Source organism: Corynebacterium tapiri, from assembly GCF_006334925.1.
Classification (GTDB): domain Bacteria; phylum Actinomycetota; class Actinomycetes; order Mycobacteriales; family Mycobacteriaceae; genus Corynebacterium; species Corynebacterium tapiri.
In genome coordinates, this window is record NZ_VDHJ01000001.1 from 122,556 (window position 1) to 141,210 (window position 18,655).

The following is an 18,655-nucleotide window of genomic DNA, read 5'->3' on the forward strand; positions in this document are numbered from 1 at the left end:
ACAGCGTAGCTATGCTGGCGAGAATGAAACGTTGCTTAGCTGCCCTTGCACTTCCCGGAATCTTCCTCACCGCGTGTAACGCTGACTCCGTCGCGTCGAGTGAGTCTGATGCGATCACAATCGGTTCGCAGGATTATTACTCCAACGAGATCATTGCCGAGATTTATGCTCAGGCTCTCGAGGAGGGTGGGTTCTCAATCGAAAGGGATTACCGCACCGGCCAGCGCGAGGTCTACCTCCCCGAGATCGAGCGCGGTGCAATCGACCTGATCCCGGAGTACTCCGGCGCGCTGCTTCAGCACTATGAGCCAGACACCACCGCCCGCGAGAGCCAGGATGTCTATGAGGCGCTAGCTCAGGCGGTGCCGGGCGACATGCAGGTGCTCGACCAGGCTGCGGCAACGGACCAAGATGCTTTTGTGGTGCGGGGGGATGACCCGGCGCGAGCAATCGGAGATTTGGCGGGGCGAGAGAATCTCAAGCTTGGTGCGAATTCGGAGATCGAGAAGCGTCCGTTTGGCCCGAAGCAGCTCAAGGAGGTCTACGGAGTGGATGTAGAGTTCACTCCCATCGAGGACTCCGGTGGGCCTCTGACGGTGAAGGCCTTGCAGGCGGGCGACGTCGACGTGGCCAACATCTACACTGCCTCGCCAGCCCTCGAAGATGGCCAGCTCCGCGCCCTCGAGGACCCGAAAAACCTCATCATTTCTTCCCACGTTGTGCCGCTTGCCACCAAGGACCTCGATCCGAAGGCCGTGGAGATCCTCAACGACGTCAATGCCCGGCTTGATCAGGCGACTTTGCTCAAGCTCAACTCCCAGAGTGTGAATGAGCAGAAGAACGCGGAGACGATTGCCAAGGAATGGTTGGCGAGCCGATGAGTATTACGTTTGAGGGCGTCGCTAAGCACTACGGAGAGCATGTCGCCGTAGAAAACGTGTCTTTTGAGATTCCCTCTGGCACCACCACGGTTCTGCTGGGGTCCTCCGGAAGCGGCAAGACGACGCTTCTGCGGATGGTCAATAGGATGGTTGATCCCAGCGCGGGGCGGGTGCTTATCGACGACACCGACGTCGCCTCGGTCGATCCCGTCGAGCTGCGTCGCAAGATCGGCTATGTCATGCAATCCGGTGGGCTTATGCCGCACTGGACTGTCGAGGACAATGTAGCGACGGTGCTACGGCTCAACGGAGCGTCGAAAAGCGAAGCCCGAGCGAAAGCTCGCGATCTGCTTGATGTTGTGGGTCTGGACCCGAGCGTCGGTAGGCGGTACCCGTCTCAGCTGTCGGGTGGGCAACGTCAGCGCGTCGGTGTTGCGCGCGCGCTGGCCCCGGATCCCAATATTTTGCTCATGGACGAGCCCTTCGGTGCGGTGGATCCGATTCAACGGAAGGTCTTGCAAGAAGAAACGGCCCGTCTGCAGCGAGATCTGAACAAAACAGTGCTCTTTGTTACGCATGACGTCGATGAGGCACTGAGCCTGGGGGATGAGATCGTCGTGTTGCGCCCGGGAGGAGTCATCGCTCAACGGGATACCCCGGATCGACTGGTGGCACAGCCTGCTGACGAATTCGTCGAAGGTTTCCTCGGGGCGCGCTCGAACTTGCGCGTTGAGGGGCAAGTCGTAGTCGATGACGCTGGGCGGGTAGTAGGGAAGTTGGCTCCGTGACTTGGCTGAAGAACAACCTGGGGCTCATCGCTGAGCTCACCCTGACTCATCTGGCTTTGGTGATTCCCGCGATCCTCATCGCCATTGTGGTCTCTATCCCTGTTGGATATGTGGCAGCGCGGCGACCGCGCATCGGCGGGCCACTGTCGACCTTGTTGGCGCTGACCTACACGATTCCCGCGTTGCCGCTGCTGGTGGTCATTCCGGCGATCATCGGTACGCCGCTGCGTTCCCCGGTGACCATCGTGGTGGCTTTGTCGATCTACGGAATTGCCCTCATGGTGCGTACCGCAGCGGATGCTTTCGGAGCCGTCGATAGCAATGTTCGCCTCAGCGCCCGCGCAACTGGAATGAGCCGGGGTCAAATTCTACGCAAAGTCGATCTGCCCCTGGCAGTTCCGGTGTTGATTTCGGGTGCTCGCGTGGTCGCGGTGTCCACAATCTCATTGGCCACCATCGGCGCCTTGGTAGGCATCACATCGCTGGGCACGTTGCTGACGGATGGATTCTCCCGGGCGATCATCGCTGAGGTGCTCACGGGCATCGTCTTGACAGCCGTCCTGGCCGTCGCCGTCGACCTCGTTCTGATCCTCGTAGGACGTGCACTGACTCCTTGGGAGCGCTCATGAACACAATCTCGGAGATGTTCGCGTGGCTTTTCGACCCTGCCAACACCACCGACATCCTGCACCGCGCAGGCCAGCATTTGGGAGTTTCGGCGCTGGCGGTGGTCATCGCGGCCGTTATCGCCTGGCCGTTGGGCATCGCAGTCGGCCACCGGCGCCGTGGTCAAGCCGCTGTGGCTGGCTTTGCCGGAGTGATGCGGTCTATTCCTTCACTCGGAGTGATTACGCTGGTCGCTCTCTTAGTGGGCATTGGTTTGGTCGCTCCCATTGTTGCCCTGGTCATCCTGGCGATCCCGTCGCTATTGGCCGGCGCCTATGCGGGGGTGGCCGGCGTGGATGAGGAGACCGTGTCGGCTGCGCGCGCGGTAGGCATGCGAGAATCCCAGGTGATTTCCCAGGTCGAGATCCCCTTGGCCGCCCCTGTCATCATGGGAGGGCTGCGCTCGGCCGTCATGCAGGTGGTCTCCACGACCACGCTGGCCGCCTACACCGCAGACGTAGGACTGGGGCGATTCCTCTTCGCCGGCCTCAAGACCAACGACTATGCGCTCACCCTAGCCGCGGCCGTCTTGGTCATAGTTCTGGCGGTGCTTGTCGACGCCGTCCTTGCCACCGGGAACAAAATTCTGACCCGATCCGTTGTGCATGTGTAGTGACAACAAAGAGAGGTAATTATGCGGAGTAGTAACCCGGTATTGAACAACCTCCCGGCCTCCGGGAGCTATGACACATTCCAGAACCCCCAGCAGTACCAGGCGCCGGTGCAGGCCGAGCGTCCGATGACCGTCGACGACGTTGTTACCAAGACTGGCATCACCCTCGGCGTGATCATTGTCTTCGCCCTGGTGACCTTCGGCCTGTCCCTAGTTAACCCGGGTCTGGCACTGATCTTGACTGCTATCGGCGGTATTGGTGGCTTTATCACCGTCCTGGTCAGCGCCTTTGGCCGCAAGACCGGTGCAGCGACCACTTTGATCTACGCGGCCTTCGAGGGGCTTTTCGTTGGCGGCATTTCGCTGCTGCTGTCGGGCGCATTGATCGGCGGCGCCGACGCCGGTGCACTGATCGGTCAGGCTATCCTGGGCACCATCGGCGTGTTCTTGGGCATGCTGTTCGTGTACAAGACCGGCGCGATCCGAGTGACTCCTAAGTTCACCCGTATCATGACCGGCGCGATCATCGGCGTGGCCGTGCTCGCCCTGGGTAACTTGCTGCTGGCGCTGTTTACCGACATGAACCCGCTGCGCGATGGCGGCCCGCTGGCCATCGTTTTCTCGCTGGTATGCATCGTGCTGGCAGCTTTGAGCTTCCTGCAGGACTTTGACGTGGCCGATCGCCTGGTGCGCCAGGGCGCGCCGTCGAAGATGGCCTGGGGCGTTGCCCTCGGCCTGGCCGTGACTCTGGTCTGGCTCTACACCGAGATCCTGCGCCTGCTGAGCTACTTCAACCGCAACTAGCGGATCATTAACCACAAATGACCCCGCCGCCTGAAAAGGCGACGGGGTCATTTCTCTTGCGCGCAGTCTAGCCGGAGACGACTTCGCCGTTGACCTCAACAGTGGAGTAGACGGTCGACTCGCCGGTCTGGGTGGGAGCGCTGAGCTTGACGGTAGCCGGGGCGCCGTCCGGGCCGGTGCCCTTGCCCTGCGCGGCGTTACGCGACCACTGGGACCACTCGATGTTGGTCACCTTGGAGGCCGGGTTGGCGCAATCCGTGGAGACCTCGTGTGGCTTGGTGGTGGGCTCGCCAACGCAGTCAATGAACTTGACGTTTGCGGTCTCGGAAGAGACCGGGGCGTGGACCTGCTCGGTGGCAGTTTGCACCTTCTCGCTAGAAGGCTGCTGGTGCGGCGGGTGGCACGCGGTGAGCAGGGCGCCTGCAGCAACGATGGCAGTAAGACGACGCTTCATGGGAAGAACTCAGCTCCTTTGAATATGTAATTAGGAATCGCTGCGGGGAGTAGCAGCCTTGGCCGAATCGTACGGTGCGGCCGAGACAATGGTCACGGTCAAGGTGTTGCCGTTCGGTGCGGAGTACGAACGAGTCTCACCCTCCTTGGCTCCCAGCACGGCAGCGCCCAGCGGGGACTGCTCGGAGTAGGTCTCCAGATCCTTATTGTCGCTGGAGGCGGCACGGGTGCCGATGAGGAAGGTCTCCTTCTGCGACTCGTCACCGTTGTAGTAGACGTGAACCACAGAACCGATCTGGGCCACACCCTCGACCACGCCGGAGCGCTCGGTGGTGGAGTTCTGCAGGATCTCGGAGATCTGCTTAATGCGGGCTTCTTCCTGGTCCTGCTGCTCGCGAGCGGCGTCGTAACCAGCATTCTCCTTGAGGTCGCCCTCTTCGCGGCGCTCATTGATCTCAGCGGCGATGACGGGACGGTGGTCAATCAGCTCCTGCAGCTCGGTCTCGAGCTTGGTCTTCATCTCCGGAGTGATGTACTGCTTCTGGGGCTCAGCCATAGGTAAAACTCCCTACCTTTTGCGGTTCAATCAGCACTAACTAGCGCTAGCTAGTGGCCTAATTTATCAGAGTGTGGTCACTCGGTTATCTACGTCCATGTACGGCTCTAGACCGGTTGAACAACCGTAAACACCGCCGGCGACTGGAACATCCCGCGTTGGGATGTCGGCCGCAACTCGCGTGACCTTTTCGCCGCCGGTGGGCATGATGATCTCTCGGCGTCCAACCTCGGCCATCTGGTAGTTCAACGCCGTGACAATGCAATAAGACTCTTGCGCAGGGTCCTTGCGGGTGATGTCTACCCAGACGCGCAAAGTGCTGTCGTCGATACGCTCCTGAGTCACCATGGAGACCTCGACGGGAGTGTTCGCGCGCTGCGTAACGTAGCGGTAGAGAAAGACCGCGGCGACCAAAGCGAAGATCACGGCGATAACGGCGATGGCTTTGCCTGCCCACGTTCCTTGTTCGGATCCGTAGCGGCTGGGTGGGCGCGTTGACATGCCTGGCAGTTTACTAGACTGTCCGCATGCGCCTTCTAGCCATTCACGCTCACCCCGACGATGAGTCGTCGAAGGGCGCGGCAACCACTGCGATGTATGCCGCGCAGGGACACGACGTCACCGTGATTACCTGCACCGGAGGAGAGCGAGGCGACATCCTCAACCCGGCCATGGACAAGCCGGGGATCAAGGAAAAGATCAACGAGGTTCGCCGGGAAGAAATGGCACAGGCTGCAGCCGCCTTGGGCATCAACCATCACTGGCTGGGGTACGAAGATTCCGGCTTGCCTGGTGAGGGAGAGCCGCTGCCCGAAGGGTGCTTTGCGACGCAGCCTGCCGAAGAAGTAGCCGACGTGCTCATTCGTCACATCCGGCAGCTGCGCCCGCACGTGATCATCACGTACGACGAGAACGGGGGATACCCGCACCCCGATCATCTCCAGGTCCACGCTGCGTCGATGATCGCGTGGGACAAGGCAGGCTCCGACTACAAGCCAGAGCTCGGGCAGCCGTGGGCTCCACAGAAGTTGTACTACTCGCATGGCTTCGTCTTCCAGAGGATGCAGTTGCTTCACGACGAACTCCTGGCCACCGGCAAGATGAGCCCCTACGAGTCGATCATGCAGCGCTGGGATCCTGAAAAGAACGACATCATGTCGCGGGTGACCACCCAGGTGCATGCCGCCGACTATTTTGGGCAGCGCGAAGCTGCGCTGCGTGCGCACGCCACCCAGATCGACCCGGCCGGCGCGTTTCTGGCCAGCTCGGTCGAGGCGCAGCAGCGACTGTGGCCGACCGAGGAGTTCGAGTTGGCCCAATCAAGGGTTGAAAGCACACTGCCGGAGACCGACCTATTCGCCGGCATTACCGAGGAGAACTAAAACATGTGGACCACGTTTATCTTGGCGCAGGCGCCCTCTGACGGCCCGGTGGGTCCGGAGTTTGGCAAGGCGTCTCCCATCGGCTTGCTCATCCTCGTGTTGTTGGCGGTCGCCGTGATGATCATCGGCTGGGCGTTCCACCGCCGTAACTCGCGCTTTCGCCGTCGCCGTATGTTCGCCGAGGCCCACGGCCTGGACCCGTTTGATGCCGAGGCAGTGGACAAAGCCATGGCGGAGGCCGGAGTTCTGGATCGCCGAAAGAAGTCGTTTTTCTGATGCGTTTTCAACTCCTGCCTCGCCTGCTGTACCCGCTTTACGAGGCTCGGCTTGCCTCCGAGATTAAGGGTGCTGCCCAGCCCAAGCACGTGGCAGTCATCGTCGACGGCAACCGCCGGTGGGCGCGTGAGGCCGGTTTTACTGATGTGAGCCACGGGCACCGAATCGGTGCGCGCAAGGTGGCCGAGCTGGTCTCCTGGTGCGCGGACACCGACGTGGAGGTGGTCACCTGTTACCTGCTGTCGACGGAGAACCTCTCGCGTTCAAGCGATGAGCTGGAGTTGCTGTTTGAGATCATCTCGGGCGTAGTCACGGAGTTGGCGGAATCTGATAGCAACTGCCGAGTCCGGCTCGTTGGTCACCTGGACATGCTGCCCGACGAGTTCGCTGCCTCCATGCGGGAGGCAGAAAAGCGCACCGAGGCCAACACAGGTGTGGTGGTCAACGTGGCAGTCGGTTACGGCGGACGCCAGGAGATTGTGGATGCCGCACGCGAGGTGGTTCGCAACAGCGCGAGCGCCGGGCTGGATTGCGAGGCTATCGCGGACTCCATCACCGTCGAAAGCATTAACGCGCACCTGTACACCTCCGGTCAGCCTGATCCTGACTTGGTGATTCGCACGTCGGGGGAGCAGCGCTTGTCCGGTTTCTTGCTCTGGCAGGCCGCATACTCGGAAATCTGGTTCACCGATACCTACTGGCCGGCCTTCCGTCGTATCGACTTCCTGCGCGCCATCCGCGACTACTCGCAGCGTTCTCGGCGGTTCGGAAAGTAAAACACACCATTTCTTGATTACTGCGTCTTCCCAGCGCACACTACATAGCGATGGAAGAACAAGACGTGGTAATCAAAAGACACCGAAACCGAGTAAGAAAAGCCGTCTCCGGCGAGCGTTCGATTCACCCGGCCCTAGCCCAGGGCATCGACGTGGACACAACCGATCGCTCCTATCCCACCAACAAGCTGGTATTTGCGATGGCGCTGATCATCAGCCTCGCGGTGGTGATGTGGGCTTTCCTTGCACCCGATCAGGTCAACACCGTCGGTGTGAACTTGCAGTCGTGGGTGGTCTCTCACCTGGGTTGGCTATTCACGCTGGCGATCCTAGGCGCCACCATCTTCATGCTGGTCATCGGCTATGGACCAACCGGATCCATTCGCCTGGGCGCAGATGACACCCGCCCCGAGTTTTCCACCTTCTCCTGGGTGTCGATGCTGTTCGCCGCGGGCCTGGGAATTGGCCTCATCTTCTACGGACCGATGGAGCCGCTGATCCACTTCCAGACCCTTCCGCCCGCATTTACCGGCACTGATGCGGAGGCTGGAACGGTCAGCGCCGTAGATCCGGCTGTGGCGCAGAGCATTCTGCACCAGGCGTCCTTCCCGTGGGTGGTGTATTCCTTTGTTGGCGGCGCGATTGCGTACTCCGCTTTTCGACGTGGACGCCTACCGCTAATTTCATCCATCTTCGAACCTGTATTTCCGCACGCTCCCAACCACCCGGTCGGAAAGATTATCGATGTCTTTGCAGTGCTGGTGACCCTGTTCGGTACCGCCACGTCCTTGGGAATCGGAGCGTTGCAGGTGCAAACCGGTACTTCGATCCTGACGGGTAAGGACCTCTCGGGCGATGGAACCGTGGTGGCGATCATTTCCATCCTCACGGTGATTTTCACGTTCTCGGCAGTATCTGGCGTGAAGACGGGCATTCGCATCCTGTCCAACGCCAACATGGCGTTGGTTGCCTTCATGGCACTGTTCGTTCTCGTCCTTGGCCCCACGGTGTTCATCCTGGACCTCATCCCCACCTCGCTGGTCACGTTCCTCGGGGCTATTCCCGACTTCTTCGCCGTCTCGCCCTCTCAGGGTGACGTAGAGAAGGAGTTTGTCACCGCCTGGACCATGCTCTACTGGGCCTGGTGGATCTCCTGGTCGCCCTTCGTCGGCATGTTCGTGGCCAAGATCTCTAAGGGTCGCACCCTGCGCGAATACGTCACCGTGACCATCTTCGCCCCGGCTGCGATCTCGGCGCTCTGGTACATCGTGTTCGGAGGGACAGCAATCTGGCAGACCTTGGAGGGAATGGATCTGCCGATTGTGGGGGCCGGAGAAAACGTCATGTTTGATCTCTTCGACAACCTGCCATTGAGCACGCTCATGCACGTGGTCACGCTGGCCGCGATCATCATCTTCTTCACCACTGCCGGTGACTCCACCACCAACGTCTTGGGCTCGATGTCCCAGTCAGGCCGCAGCAACCCTTCCACCCCGATCACGGTCATTTGGGGTCTGGCCCTGGGCTTGATCGCTCTGGCGCTACTTCTCGCCGGCGGTCAGAACGCCCTGTCTGGGCTGCAATCCATCATGGTTTCGGCCTCTGTGCCGTTTGTGGTGATCATGTTTGGCATGGCCATCTCCTGGGCTAAGGATCTGGCTAACGATCCGGTGATCATTCGTCGCGCCTATAGCCGGGAGGCAATCCGCAAGGGTGTGATGCGGGGCATCGACAAGCACGGGGACGACTTCGTATTCGGCGTCTCCGAGGTGCCAGCAGATGAGGGCGCAGGCGCGGACGTCACCCTGCGCTAAAGCTTGCGCATGCGCACGCCATTGACCTGGTGATTGGCGTCCTTGCGCAGAACTAAGGAAGCCCGAATTTTGGTGGGTGCGATGTTCTCCACCAAGTTCGGCAGGTTGATGGATTGCCAGACGTCTCGAGCAAAGGCAATAGCTTCTTCGTCACCGACATCCGCGAGCCAGCCAAAGTGGGCTCCGGGGCGCTTGAAGGCGGTATTTCGCAGCTGGCGGAACCGTTCGATGTACCAGGACTCGATGTCTTCAGTCCGGGCGTCAACGTAGATGGAAAAGTCGATCAGGTCGGAGACCATGAGGGTAGGGCCGGTTTGGAGCACGTTGAGGCCCTCGATGATCAAGATGTCCGGTTGCTCGACGCTTTGTGCAGCACCGGGAATGATGTCGTAGCTGTTGTGAGAGTAGATCGGGGCGTCGACACGCGCCTTCCCCGACTTCACATCCGTGACAAAACGCAGCAATGCGCGGCGATCGTACGACTCGGGAAAGCCCTTGCGTTCAAGAAGACGCCGCCTCTTGAGCTCCTCAGTGGGGTAGAGGAATCCGTCGGTGGTCACTAGGTCGACCCGAGGGTGTGAATCCCACCGCTGGAGTAGTACTTGCAGCAATCGGGCCGTCGTGGATTTGCCCACGGCCACAGATCCCGCCACCCCGATCACGAACGGAACGTGCCCAGGGTCCTCGCCGAGGAATGTCTCCGTTGCACCCGTGAGCTGCTGATGGGCACTAACGCGGAGGTGGATCAGACGCGAGAGAGGGAGGTAGACGTCGGCAACCTCGTCGAGGTCGAGGTTTTCTCCGAGACCTCGCAGCGCGACCACTTCATCCTCGGTGAGCACCTGGGGCATGGAATTGCGAAGGCTGCGCCACGTTTGCCGGTCCAAGGAGACGTAGGGGGAGCGCACCTTGTGTGCGCTTTCGGCTGCAGCGGCGACGGATTCCTGAACTGCCATGGGTTCTATTGTGTCATTGCGCTCCTCAGGTGGTTTACACCTCACCCCCGAGACTTAACGACTAAACTGGCACCACATTCGAGCCGATCTGGCGCAGCCTCTTTCGAAAGGGAATTTTCGTTTCATGACTACTGCCGACTCCTCGTTCCTTCAGCCGTTGGGAGATTTTGACCCCGAGGTTCACGCGGCAATCCAGGCGGAGCTGGCCCGCCAGCGCGAAACGCTCGAGATGATTGCCTCTGAGAACTTCGTTCCTCGCGCTGTTCTGCAGGCGCAGGGCTCTGTGCTGACGAATAAGTACGCCGAGGGTTACCCCGGGCGTCGCTACTACGGCGGCTGCGAGCACGTGGATGTTGTGGAGGACCTCGCCCGCAACCGCGCCAAGGATCTCTTCGGTGCGGAGTACGTCAACGTCCAGCCGCACTCCGGCGCTCAGGCTAACGCGGCGGTTCTTCACGCGCTGGTGCGCCCGGGTGACAAGATCATGGGTCTGTCGCTGGCTCATGGTGGGCACCTGACCCACGGCATGAAGATCAACTTCTCTGGCCGTCTCTACGACGTGGTCGCCTACGAGGTCGATCCTGAGACCATGCGCATCGACATGGACAAGGTCCGCGAGATCGCCCTGGCGGAGCGCCCGAAGGTCATTATCGCGGGCTGGTCTGCCTACCCGCGCACGATCGACTTCGCGGCCTTCCGTTCGATCGCCGACGAGATCGGCGCCTACCTGTGGACCGACATGGCACACTTCGCCGGCCTGGTGGCTGCGGGCCTGCACCCATCGCCGGTCCCGCATTCCGACGTCGTGTCCACCACCATCCACAAGACCATTGGTGGACCGCGTTCCGGCATGATCCTGGCCAAGCAGGACTACGCCAAGGCCCTGAACTCGGCAGTCTTCCCCGGGCAGCAGGGTGGCCCGCTAATGCACGTCATCGCCGCCAAGGCAGTAGCGCTGAAGATCGCCGCGAGCCAGGAGTTTGTGCAGCGTCAGGAGCGCGTGCTCGAGGGCGCACGCATCCTGGCTGAGCGCTTGACCGCTCAGGACACCAAGGCTGCCGGTGTGGACGTGCTGACCGGTGGCACCGACGTCCACCTCGTGCTGGCTGACCTGCGCAACTCGGAGATGGACGGGCAGCAGGCAGAGGATCTGCTGCACCAGGTGGGCATCACTGTCAACCGCAACGCCGTTCCCAACGACCCGCGTCCGCCGGCAGTTTCCTCCGGCCTGCGCATCGGCACCCCGGCGCTGGCCACCCGCGGTTTCGATGCCCAAGCGTTCACCGAGGTGGCAGACATCATCGGTACTGCGCTGGCAGCCGGCAAGAACGCTGACGTGGACAGCCTGCGCGCTCGCGTCCGCGCGCTGGCCGAGCAGTACCCGCTGTACGAGGACCTCGAGGAGTGGAAGCTCAACTAATGCGCACCGCCGAGCACATCTGGTGGCATGTCTATCCGCTGGCTGCCTGTGGAGCCCCTATTCGCGAGGAGCGTACCCCAGGTGATCGCCTGCGTGCTCTGCTGCCCTGGGTGAGTCTGGCCGCAGAGTCTGGCTACACCGGAATCTTGCTCGGTCCGGTCTTTCAGTCCGTGGCGCATGGTTACGACACGCTCGATCACTTCCGCATCGACGACCGCCTCGGCGATGATGCCGTGTTCGACGAGTTTGTCAGCGCGTGCTCCTATCAAGGGGTGGCTGTCATCCTCGACGGGGTGTTCAATCACGTGGCCGTCGAGCACGCCTGGGTGAGCCAGAACGGCCCGATCAAGCGCGATGATCAGGGCAACCCCGTGGGTTGGGAAGGCGACGGCAGTCTCGCCGAGCTCGATCACAGCGACCCGCGTGTTGAGGATGCCGTGGTGGAGATCATGTGCCACTGGCTTGAGCGCGGCATCGCTGGTTGGCGTTTGGACGTCGCGTATGCCGTTCCGCGTGACTTCTGGGCCCGGGTGACCTGGCGGGTGCGCGAGAAGTTCCCGGAGGCCATCTTCCTTGGGGAGATGATCCACGGGGATTATGCAGAGCTGGCCTCAGGGACCGGTATCGATGCGGTCACTCAGTATGAGCTGTGGAAGGCCATCTGGTCCTCGCTCAAGGACGAGAATTTCTTCGAACTTGAGCATGCCCTCGGGCGTCACGCGGAGTTTTCCTCCCGCGCGATTATGCAGACCTTCATCGGTAATCACGACGTCAACCGGATTGCCTCGGTCGTCGGGGAGCCGAAAGCCGCGTTGGCAGCGGTAGCGCTGTTCACTCTGCCGGGTCTGCCGAGTGTCTATTACGGCGATGAGCGTGCGGCTTTAGGCGTGCGTGGCCAGGGTGCTGAAGCCGATGACCCGGTGCGCCCAGCATTGGACGATCTGGACGCCGCAGGTGATCTGGCAGAGCTCTACACGCAGCTCATTCGTCTGCGGCGGGCGCATCCCTGGTTGGCGGAGGCGACCCTACAAGTCGCGGAGGTAGAGAACCAGCGCATCACGTTTACCGCGCATGCGCAGGGTAACGAGGTGGCAACGCATCTCTCGCTTGTCGACGGCTGCCATGCCCACGTGCACATCAATGGTGAGCACGTAGTGGATTTTTCGCGCTAGTCCTCGGAGTCGCCAGCCGCCTCGGTGGAGTCTGGCTGGGACTCGCTGCGCTGTTGTGCCAGCGAGAGGCGCGCCTCGCGCAGCCACTTGGGCTGATCCTCTAGGAGGGCCTTGATCTGCTCGGTGGTCAGGGCCTCATCGAGGTTGTTGCGCTTGAGAGCGGTGATAGTAATTCCGAGCTTCTGGGCAACCACAGGGCGCGGGTGGGGCCCGTTAAGGCGCAAGTTGGTCAGCCACTCCGGCGGGTTTTCCTGAAGGTCGCGCAGCTGGGCGTGGGTGACAGCCCCACCGCGGAATTCCTCCGGGGTAGCGGGGAGGTAGATCCCCAACTTCTTGGCGGCCGTCATGGGCTTCATTGCGGTGCTCGACGGGGCTTGTTCAGTGCTCATGGGCCCAAACTCTAGCAGGCGACCCTGTAGGATCGAGCGCATGCTCAGACTCGGTTTTGCTATCGGAGTCGCCCCGGATAAGTGGTTGCGTCGCTACGCCGAGGGAACCGATCACGGCCCGCTTCACGCCACAGGGATGGATGATCCGGCGGCCGCACTCATTGCCCGTGAGGTAGACGTCGCGTTGGTGCGGTTGCCGGATGCGCGTATCGACGATTCTTTCCACCTCATTCGGCTCTACGAAGAAGAGCCGGGAATCGCAGTGCCCAAGGAGTCTGTCTACGCGGAAGTCGGTGAAGCCGTTGCCGCCGCGGACGTGGCAGATGAGATTGTGAACTATCGCAGCGAGAGCCTGGATATGGAAGAGCTGCGTACGGCGCTGCAGGTCGTGGCCGCAAATGTTGGTGTGGCCTTTGGCCCGCGCCCAGTGCTCAAGGCGCTGAGCAAGAACCGAGTGACGCACTTGGGGTATGCGGGCGAGGCCACTGCCACGAGCATTGCGGTGGCGTTTTATAAGGACGCTGATTGCGATGCGATCCAGGACTTTGTGGGCATCACCAAGGGCCGAACCGTTCGCTCTTCTCGCAGCTCAACCCCGAAAAGGACAGCTCGAGAGAAAGCGGCTGCAAAGAAGCAACGTCGCCAAGCGCGAAACAATAAGCGAAGGTAACAAGTTGGTCACCTTTTAATAAGTTCCTGGCAATGCATTGATTGGGGCATGCATAATGGCGAACCACGACAGATCGTCGTCAAGAAAGGAATTAATAATCATGAAGTCCATCACCCGTCGCGTTGTTGCCGGTGCCGCTGCTCTGACCGTTGCCTTCGGTGCCGTTGCTTGCTCCGAGGCCGATGAAGCCGCCAACAAGGCTGGCGACGCCGCTTCGTCCGCCACCTCCGCTGCTGGCGATGCTGCTGGTGGAGCCAAGGACAAGGCCAAGGAGGCCACCGAGTCCGCAAAGGCTTCCGAGTCCGCTGGCAAGGAGGGCGCAACCGAGGAGGTCGCCACCGCCGACGGCAAGACCACCCTGGTTCCGGCTGACCTGGCAACCGCCATTGCCAACGAGGAAGGCAACTGGGGCAAGCCGGAGACCATTCAGGAGGGCGAGAAGGGCTTCCTGGCTACCTACGCCAACGGTGACCAGATCGTCTACGCCGACGCCATTGGTGCGGTTCCGGTCGTGGGCAAGATCAACGAGACCTGGATGAGCGAGGGCGGCCTGGACGCTGAGATCGGCCTGCCGACGGCTCCGGAGAACGTTATCGAGAACGGCTGGGACCAGTCCTTCCAGAACGGCACCATCGTGTGGACCAACGATGGTCAGGGCGGCGAGTACTCCGCCGACATCCAGAAGAAGTAGCAGCGTAACCGTAAGTTCATCTTACAACCATGTAGTTTCCACCTTGCCTGCCTAGCCTTGGGTGGCGGAAAGACCACTTCGTTCTACCGCAACCGCCGCAAGGCACAAGGGGAAACTGCGACATGGGTTATACCTCCACGCGCACTGCCGAATCGTCCGTTCCGACCTCCACCACAACCACCTACGTCCTCGACACCTCCGTCCTACTGTCAGACCCGTGGGCGGTGACAAAGTTCGCCGAGCACGATGTGGTTCTCCCGCTAGTGGTGATCTCGGAGCTGGAAGGCAAAAGACACCATCCGGAACTCGGATGGTTCGCCCGGCAGGCACTGCGCCTGCTGGAGGACCTGCGCTCCACCTACGGCCGCCTCGACTCGCCAGTACCGGCGAGTATCGAAGGCGGTCATTTGCGTGTGGAGCTTAACCACCAAGATCAATCCGTCCTGCCTGTTGCTTTCCGGGGCCCGGAGGGGGATCACCGCATCCTGGCGTGTGCCCTTAATCTGCAGCGTGAGGGAGTGCGCACAGTCCTGGTAACTAAGGATGTGCCGTTGCGCGTCAAAGCAGGCGCGGTGGGCCTCGAGGCGGATGAGTACCACGCCCAGGACGTTGTGCTTACTGGGTATACGGGCATGCGGGCGCTGACGATTAGTGGTCTGCAGATTGCCGAGCTGTACAACACCGGTCGCGCCAACCTAGGGGAGCTCGTCAGCGATCTGCCGATTCACTGTGGCCTGACTCTGACAGGGCCTGCGGGACAATCAGCATTGGCACGTGTCGAGCGCGATGGGGAAGTCGCACTCGTGCGCGGAGACCGTAATGCCTTTGGGCTGACCGGTCGTTCGGCGGAACAGCGCATCGCGCTTGATCTGCTTCTCGACAACGAGGTTGGCATCGTCTCGGTCGGAGGTCGCGCCGGTACGGGTAAGTCAGCCCTCGCGCTGTGTGCCGGCCTCGAGGCCGTGCTGGAACGCGGAGAGCATCGGCGCATCGTGGTGTTCCGCCCGCTTTACGCCGTGGGAGGCCAGGACCTGGGTTACTTGCCCGGCGGCGAGAGCGAGAAGATGAACCCGTGGGCGCAGGCGGTATACGACACGTTGGAGGGGCTCGTATCCGACAACGTCATGGACGAGGTGCTCGACCGCGAACTCATCGAGGTTCTTCCCCTGACCCACATTCGGGGGCGCAGCCTGCACGACGCATTCGTCATCGTGGACGAGGCCCAGTCCCTGGAGCGCAATGTGTTGCTTACAGTGCTCTCCCGCTTGGGTAGAGGGTCGCGGGTGGTGCTTACACACGACGTAGCCCAGCGCGATAACCTGCGCGTAGGGCGTCACGACGGCATTCAAGCCGTGATCGAGAAGCTCAAGGGGCATAGCCTGTTCGCGCACATTACGCTGCAGCGCTCCGAGCGCTCGGCGATCGCGGAGCTGGTCACCGACTTGTTGGAAGACGCGCGCTAGCGAGAGTTTGCGCGACTGACGCTCATCACAGAAGATTATCCTTATGCCTGAAGCGACATTCACGCTGCGCCCCATCCGCCCGGATGACTATGCGCAGGTCCGCGCGATCTATGAAATGGGCCTCGAAAGCGGCCACGCGACGTACGAGACCCAGGCTCCGACCTGGGAGCAGTTCACCAACGCCAAGATCATGGCTTCGGTGTTTGTGGCTGTTGAAAACGATGACGACTCGAAGGTCATCGGCTGGGTGTCGGCAGCTCCTGCGTCGTCACGCTCGGTTTTCCACGGCGTCGTCGAGGACTCCATCTACGTCCACCCGGATGCCCGGGGACGAGGGGTCTCCTCAGCACTGCTGGACAAGCTCATTGAGGTTTGCCAGGACCTGCACAAGTGGGCCATCCACGCATGGATCTTCCCGGAGAACACCGGGTCCATCAAGCTGCATGAGTCGCGTGGGTTTGAGAAGGTCGGTGTGTACCGCCACCTGGCCAAGATGACCTACGGCGAGATGGCTGGGCAGTGGCGTGACACCGCGGTGTACGAGAAGCTCCTGCCCAAGCCTGAGCACTCCTAGGAGATCGTCTCCTTCAGCCGATCCTGGCGCAGCGGTAGCAACAGGGCTGCCGCGAGCAGCGCCAGGGGAACCATCATGAGGAAGATGGGCGTGAGCCCGTCGTTATAAGCCGAGACGACAGCGTCTCGCACTGGCCCCGGTAGCTCGTTGACGGCTGCCGGGGTCAACCTGTTCGAGGAACCAGTCTGGCCAGCAAACTTCTGCGCGAGCTCGGCGCCGGCCGGACCCATCTTGGCAAAGGCCTCCGGAAGGTACTCGGCCATGCGGTCGTGCATGTTGGAAATGAACATCGAGCCGACGACCGAGGCGCCCAGCGAGGAACCGATCTGGCGGAAGAAGTTGTTGGTGGCCGTTGCCGTGCCGACCAATCGGATAGGGAAGGAATTCTGCACGATGAGAACGAGCACCTGCATGACCATGCCCAACCCCAGGCCGAAGAAGAAAAACATGATGCCCACCACGGTCAGCGTGGTCTGCGGGGTCAGAGTGCTCAGGGCGCCAAGCGTCGCTGCCACGATGACCATGCCCACAATCGGGTAAAACTTGTAGTTTCCGGTGCGCGAGATGATGATGCCCACGGTCGTGGAGGTGCCGATCATGCCGACCATCATCGGGATCATCATCAGGCCAGCGGTCGTGGGGGTGAGGCGGTGCACCATCTGCAGGTAGGTGGGGGTGTACGCGAGCACGCCCACCATGGCCAGTCCCACCACGACGCCGGATGCGGTGGTCAGCGCCATGTTGCGGTTGCGGAACAACCCCATGGGGATGAGCGGGTCCTGAGCGCGCTTCTCGACGATGATGAACAGCAGCGCACCCACGATGACAGCCACGCCCAGGCCGAGGATGGTACTGGAGGTCCACGCATACTCGGTGCCGCCCCAGGTAGTCAGCAGGATCAAGCTGGAGGTGGTCAGCGCCATGAGCGCGGTTCCTAGCCAGTCGAAGCGACGCCACTGGGCGCTACCGGTGCGCAGGCGCAGAACGAGCGTGGCCACGGTCATCGCCAGCAGGCCAAGCGGAATGTTCATCCACATGCCCCAGCGCCAGCCGGGGCCGTCGGTGAACCAGCCACCGAGTACCGGGCCCAGAACTGAGCTCAACCCGAAAACGGCGCCCATCATGCCCATGAACTTGCCGCGCTCGCGGGCGGTGGTGACCTCGGCGATGATGGCCTGAGAATTGATCATCATGGAGCCGGCAGCCAGTCCCTGGACAGCGCGCCCGAAGATGAGCATTCCCATCGAGTTGGCAAAACCACCAATGGCGGAACCGAGGACGAACATGCCAATGGATCCGACGTAGATCCACTTGCGGCCAACCAGGTCGCCGACCTTTCCAGAGATCGGCATGGCAATGGTCATGCCAGCCAGGAACACCGAGATAACCCAGCTCATGTGGTCCACGCCGCCGAGTTCGCCGACGATGGTGGGCAGGGCGGTGGCGAAGATCATCTGGCCAAGCGAGCTCATGAGCATCGTGGTCATCAACGCCGCGAAAATCACCGGCAGCTTTTGTCTCTGCTCGGTGGGAGAGGGGATAGTCACTGTTGAGTCTCCTTCATACGTAGCAAGTCGCTCAGAGCGGCATGGGAAAAGTGGGGGATGTCTTCAATAGGAGAATTCGGCTGGTCGATCCACCGGTGCAGCCCGATGCGCCAGGCAGAGGCAGTCAGCGCGACGGCCAGTTCGGCCTCGGCGTGCTCGGAGATCTCAGGGCAGCGCCGATAGTAGGGGTGCTTCTTCAAAAACCTCGTGTAGGCGTCCTGGCCGGCGCGCTTGAGCGCAAAGGTGCGATGGGTGGCCTCGTGTAGGACTTTCGGTTCTTTGGCGAAGATCTCGGCTCGTCGACGGTAAATTGTTGCCCGATCGATGTCGAGGTCGGCGGTTAGCGACGACTCAACGGCATGGTCGAAGAGATCGAGGAGGGCGCGCAGGCTATCTGCGTGTGCCATGTCTACAAAGGAGGAAATCGCTTCCTCGTTGGGCGGCAACATGGGAGGACCCAGGATGGCCTCCTCTTTGCTGGAGACGTAGTTGAAAAAGGTGCGTCGGGAAATGCCAGCTGCGCGGCAAATGTCCTCGATAGTGACCGCCTCGACCCCATGCTCGATTCCGAGCAGGGTGGCGTGGTCCACGATCGCAGTCAGGGTGGCGCGCCGCTTGGCTTCGCGGAGTGAATTCTCGTCTGACACCCGAGCCACGCTAGACCTTATGTGCACGGTGTGCAAATTTGCATGGTGTGCATAAGTGCAGGCTAGTGAGGTGAGTCACCGTCTGGTGTTACCTGTGATTGTTGAACGATGCCCAAT

22 protein-coding genes are annotated in these 18,655 nt (G+C 61.3%); 15 read left to right on the plus strand and 7 right to left on the minus strand.

The window, feature by feature from the left end:
• Positions 1-23: 23 nt before the first annotated feature.
• From FHE74_RS00625 to FHE74_RS00645, 5 genes are read left to right on the plus strand one after another with little or no spacing between them, the layout of a single operon-like run.
• Entirely contained in the window at positions 24-881 is an 858-nt protein-coding gene (locus FHE74_RS00625) for an ABC transporter substrate-binding protein (protein ID WP_139464484.1), read from the plus strand.
• A complete protein-coding gene (locus FHE74_RS00630) occupies positions 878-1,669 on the plus strand; it encodes an ABC transporter ATP-binding protein (protein WP_139464485.1) in 792 nt (263 codons plus the stop codon). Before FHE74_RS00625 ends, FHE74_RS00630 begins: the two co-directional genes overlap by 4 nt.
• Positions 1,666-2,298, plus strand: coding sequence for an ABC transporter permease (locus tag FHE74_RS00635; protein WP_139464486.1), 633 nt, complete (start codon positions 1,666-1,668; stop codon positions 2,296-2,298). Before FHE74_RS00630 ends, FHE74_RS00635 begins: the two co-directional genes overlap by 4 nt.
• Positions 2,295-2,948 (plus strand): ABC transporter permease, encoded by a 654-nt coding sequence (locus FHE74_RS00640; RefSeq protein WP_139464487.1) that lies wholly within the window; start codon positions 2,295-2,297, stop codon positions 2,946-2,948. Before FHE74_RS00635 ends, FHE74_RS00640 begins: the two co-directional genes overlap by 4 nt.
• Before the next feature lie 21 nt (positions 2,949-2,969).
• On the plus strand, positions 2,970-3,752 hold the full coding sequence (locus tag FHE74_RS00645; protein WP_139464488.1) for a Bax inhibitor-1/YccA family protein: 783 nt from the start codon (positions 2,970-2,972) through the stop codon (positions 3,750-3,752).
• A 67-nt stretch (positions 3,753-3,819) separates the two neighbouring features.
• On the opposite strand, the gene FHE74_RS00650 is transcribed toward FHE74_RS00645, so the two are convergent.
• From FHE74_RS00650 to FHE74_RS00660, 3 genes are all read right to left on the minus strand, one after another.
• On the minus strand, positions 3,820-4,206 hold the full coding sequence (locus FHE74_RS00650; protein WP_139464489.1) for a hypothetical protein: 387 nt from the start codon (positions 4,204-4,206) through the stop codon (positions 3,820-3,822).
• A gap of 30 nt (positions 4,207-4,236) precedes the next feature.
• Positions 4,237-4,761, minus strand: coding sequence for a transcription elongation factor GreA (gene greA, locus FHE74_RS00655; protein WP_139464490.1), 525 nt, complete (start codon positions 4,759-4,761; stop codon positions 4,237-4,239).
• Positions 4,762-4,827: 66 nt separating this feature from the next.
• On the minus strand, positions 4,828-5,262 hold the full coding sequence (locus FHE74_RS00660) for a DUF4307 domain-containing protein (protein WP_139464491.1): 435 nt from the start codon (positions 5,260-5,262) through the stop codon (positions 4,828-4,830).
• A 26-nt stretch (positions 5,263-5,288) separates the two neighbouring features.
• Between FHE74_RS00660 and mca the strand changes: the two genes are divergently transcribed.
• Genes mca through FHE74_RS00680 form a run of 4 tightly spaced genes read left to right on the plus strand, consistent with a single transcriptional unit; the run spans position 5,289 to position 9,009 of the window.
• The gene (mca, locus tag FHE74_RS00665; protein ID WP_139464492.1) at positions 5,289-6,143 is read left to right on the plus strand and encodes a mycothiol conjugate amidase Mca; all 855 of its coding nucleotides are present in this window, start codon (positions 5,289-5,291) and stop codon (positions 6,141-6,143) included.
• Between the two features lie 3 nt (positions 6,144-6,146).
• The gene (locus FHE74_RS00670; RefSeq protein WP_139464493.1) at positions 6,147-6,419 is read left to right on the plus strand and encodes a hypothetical protein; all 273 of its coding nucleotides are present in this window, start codon (positions 6,147-6,149) and stop codon (positions 6,417-6,419) included.
• Positions 6,419-7,195 (plus strand): isoprenyl transferase, encoded by a 777-nt coding sequence (locus tag FHE74_RS00675; protein WP_139464494.1) that lies wholly within the window; start codon positions 6,419-6,421, stop codon positions 7,193-7,195. The genes FHE74_RS00670 and FHE74_RS00675 overlap by 1 nt, the downstream gene beginning before the upstream one ends.
• A gap of 50 nt (positions 7,196-7,245) precedes the next feature.
• Positions 7,246-9,009 (plus strand): BCCT family transporter, encoded by a 1,764-nt coding sequence (locus FHE74_RS00680; protein ID WP_139464495.1) that lies wholly within the window; start codon positions 7,246-7,248, stop codon positions 9,007-9,009.
• On the opposite strand, the gene coaA is transcribed toward FHE74_RS00680, so the two are convergent.
• Positions 9,006-9,965: a type I pantothenate kinase gene (gene coaA, locus FHE74_RS00685; protein WP_139464496.1), complete on the minus strand. Its 960-nt coding sequence runs from the start codon at positions 9,963-9,965 to the stop codon at positions 9,006-9,008. The genes FHE74_RS00680 and coaA overlap by 4 nt on opposite strands.
• A 124-nt stretch (positions 9,966-10,089) precedes the next feature.
• Here coaA and glyA point away from each other — a divergent pair, with 124 nt between their 5' ends.
• Positions 10,090-11,385: a serine hydroxymethyltransferase gene (gene glyA / locus FHE74_RS00690; protein ID WP_139464497.1), complete on the plus strand. Its 1,296-nt coding sequence runs from the start codon at positions 10,090-10,092 to the stop codon at positions 11,383-11,385.
• Positions 11,370-12,557, plus strand: a complete 1,188-nt coding sequence (locus FHE74_RS00695; RefSeq protein ID WP_246049077.1) for an alpha-amylase family glycosyl hydrolase — start codon at positions 11,370-11,372, stop codon at positions 12,555-12,557. Before glyA ends, FHE74_RS00695 begins: the two co-directional genes overlap by 16 nt.
• Here the strand turns inward: FHE74_RS00695 and FHE74_RS00700 are convergent.
• Entirely contained in the window at positions 12,554-12,946 is a 393-nt protein-coding gene (locus FHE74_RS00700; RefSeq protein ID WP_139464498.1) for a DUF5997 family protein, read from the minus strand. The genes FHE74_RS00695 and FHE74_RS00700 overlap by 4 nt on opposite strands.
• 40 nt (positions 12,947-12,986) lie before the next feature.
• Between FHE74_RS00700 and FHE74_RS00705 the strand changes: the two genes are divergently transcribed.
• The 4 genes from FHE74_RS00705 to FHE74_RS00720 all read left to right on the plus strand — a co-directional run bounded on the left by FHE74_RS00705 (position 12,987) and on the right by FHE74_RS00720 (position 16,344).
• Positions 12,987-13,616, plus strand: coding sequence for a type 2 periplasmic-binding domain-containing protein (locus FHE74_RS00705; protein WP_139464499.1), 630 nt, complete (start codon positions 12,987-12,989; stop codon positions 13,614-13,616).
• 100 nt (positions 13,617-13,716) lie between these two features.
• Positions 13,717-14,307, plus strand: coding sequence for an LGFP repeat-containing protein (locus FHE74_RS00710; RefSeq protein WP_139464500.1), 591 nt, complete (start codon positions 13,717-13,719; stop codon positions 14,305-14,307).
• A 122-nt stretch (positions 14,308-14,429) separates the two neighbouring features.
• Positions 14,430-15,770 carry an RNA 5'-3' helicase PhoH2 gene (phoH2, locus tag FHE74_RS00715; protein ID WP_139464501.1) on the plus strand — a complete coding sequence of 447 codons (1,341 nt, stop codon included), beginning with the start codon at positions 14,430-14,432 and terminating at the stop codon, positions 15,768-15,770.
• Positions 15,771-15,813: 43 nt separating this feature from the next.
• Positions 15,814-16,344 (plus strand): GNAT family N-acetyltransferase, encoded by a 531-nt coding sequence (locus tag FHE74_RS00720; RefSeq protein ID WP_139464502.1) that lies wholly within the window; start codon positions 15,814-15,816, stop codon positions 16,342-16,344.
• Here FHE74_RS00720 and FHE74_RS00725 read toward each other — a convergent pair.
• Together FHE74_RS00725 and FHE74_RS00730 are read right to left on the minus strand one after the other, a co-directional pair.
• The gene (locus tag FHE74_RS00725) at positions 16,341-17,831 is read right to left on the minus strand and encodes an MDR family MFS transporter (protein WP_139464580.1); all 1,491 of its coding nucleotides are present in this window, start codon (positions 17,829-17,831) and stop codon (positions 16,341-16,343) included. The genes FHE74_RS00720 and FHE74_RS00725 overlap by 4 nt on opposite strands.
• 56 nt (positions 17,832-17,887) lie before the next feature.
• Positions 17,888-18,538, minus strand: coding sequence for a TetR/AcrR family transcriptional regulator (locus FHE74_RS00730; protein ID WP_246049079.1), 651 nt, complete (start codon positions 18,536-18,538; stop codon positions 17,888-17,890).
• Positions 18,539-18,655: the final 117 nt, after the last annotated feature.

Excerpts from the sequence above, each read along its gene's own strand:
- FHE74_RS00625 (WP_139464484.1), top strand. The coding sequence starts at position 24 with ATGAAACGTTGCTTAGCTGCCCTTGCACTTCCCGGAATCTTCCTCACC.
- FHE74_RS00630 (WP_139464485.1), top strand. The coding sequence starts at position 878 with ATGAGTATTACGTTTGAGGGCGTCGCTAAGCACTACGGAGAGCATGTC.
- FHE74_RS00640 (WP_139464487.1), top strand. The coding sequence starts at position 2,295 with ATGAACACAATCTCGGAGATGTTCGCGTGGCTTTTCGACCCTGCCAAC.
- FHE74_RS00645 (WP_139464488.1), top strand. The coding sequence starts at position 2,970 with ATGCGGAGTAGTAACCCGGTATTGAACAACCTCCCGGCCTCCGGGAGC.
- FHE74_RS00650 (WP_139464489.1), bottom strand. The coding sequence starts at position 4,206 with ATGAAGCGTCGTCTTACTGCCATCGTTGCTGCAGGCGCCCTGCTCACC.
- greA (WP_139464490.1), bottom strand. The coding sequence starts at position 4,761 with ATGGCTGAGCCCCAGAAGCAGTACATCACTCCGGAGATGAAGACCAAG.
- FHE74_RS00660 (WP_139464491.1), bottom strand. The coding sequence starts at position 5,262 with ATGTCAACGCGCCCACCCAGCCGCTACGGATCCGAACAAGGAACGTGG.
- mca (WP_139464492.1), top strand. The coding sequence starts at position 5,289 with ATGCGCCTTCTAGCCATTCACGCTCACCCCGACGATGAGTCGTCGAAG.
- FHE74_RS00670 (WP_139464493.1), top strand. The coding sequence starts at position 6,147 with ATGTGGACCACGTTTATCTTGGCGCAGGCGCCCTCTGACGGCCCGGTG.
- FHE74_RS00675 (WP_139464494.1), top strand. The coding sequence starts at position 6,419 with ATGCGTTTTCAACTCCTGCCTCGCCTGCTGTACCCGCTTTACGAGGCT.
- FHE74_RS00680 (WP_139464495.1), top strand. The coding sequence starts at position 7,246 with ATGGAAGAACAAGACGTGGTAATCAAAAGACACCGAAACCGAGTAAGA.
- coaA (WP_139464496.1), bottom strand. The coding sequence starts at position 9,965 with ATGGCAGTTCAGGAATCCGTCGCCGCTGCAGCCGAAAGCGCACACAAG.
- glyA (WP_139464497.1), top strand. The coding sequence starts at position 10,090 with ATGACTACTGCCGACTCCTCGTTCCTTCAGCCGTTGGGAGATTTTGAC.
- FHE74_RS00700 (WP_139464498.1), bottom strand. The coding sequence starts at position 12,946 with ATGAGCACTGAACAAGCCCCGTCGAGCACCGCAATGAAGCCCATGACG.
- FHE74_RS00705 (WP_139464499.1), top strand. The coding sequence starts at position 12,987 with ATGCTCAGACTCGGTTTTGCTATCGGAGTCGCCCCGGATAAGTGGTTG.
- FHE74_RS00710 (WP_139464500.1), top strand. The coding sequence starts at position 13,717 with ATGAAGTCCATCACCCGTCGCGTTGTTGCCGGTGCCGCTGCTCTGACC.
- phoH2 (WP_139464501.1), top strand. The coding sequence starts at position 14,430 with ATGGGTTATACCTCCACGCGCACTGCCGAATCGTCCGTTCCGACCTCC.
- FHE74_RS00720 (WP_139464502.1), top strand. The coding sequence starts at position 15,814 with ATGCCTGAAGCGACATTCACGCTGCGCCCCATCCGCCCGGATGACTAT.
- FHE74_RS00725 (WP_139464580.1), bottom strand. The coding sequence starts at position 17,831 with ATGACCACGATGCTCATGAGCTCGCTTGGCCAGATGATCTTCGCCACC.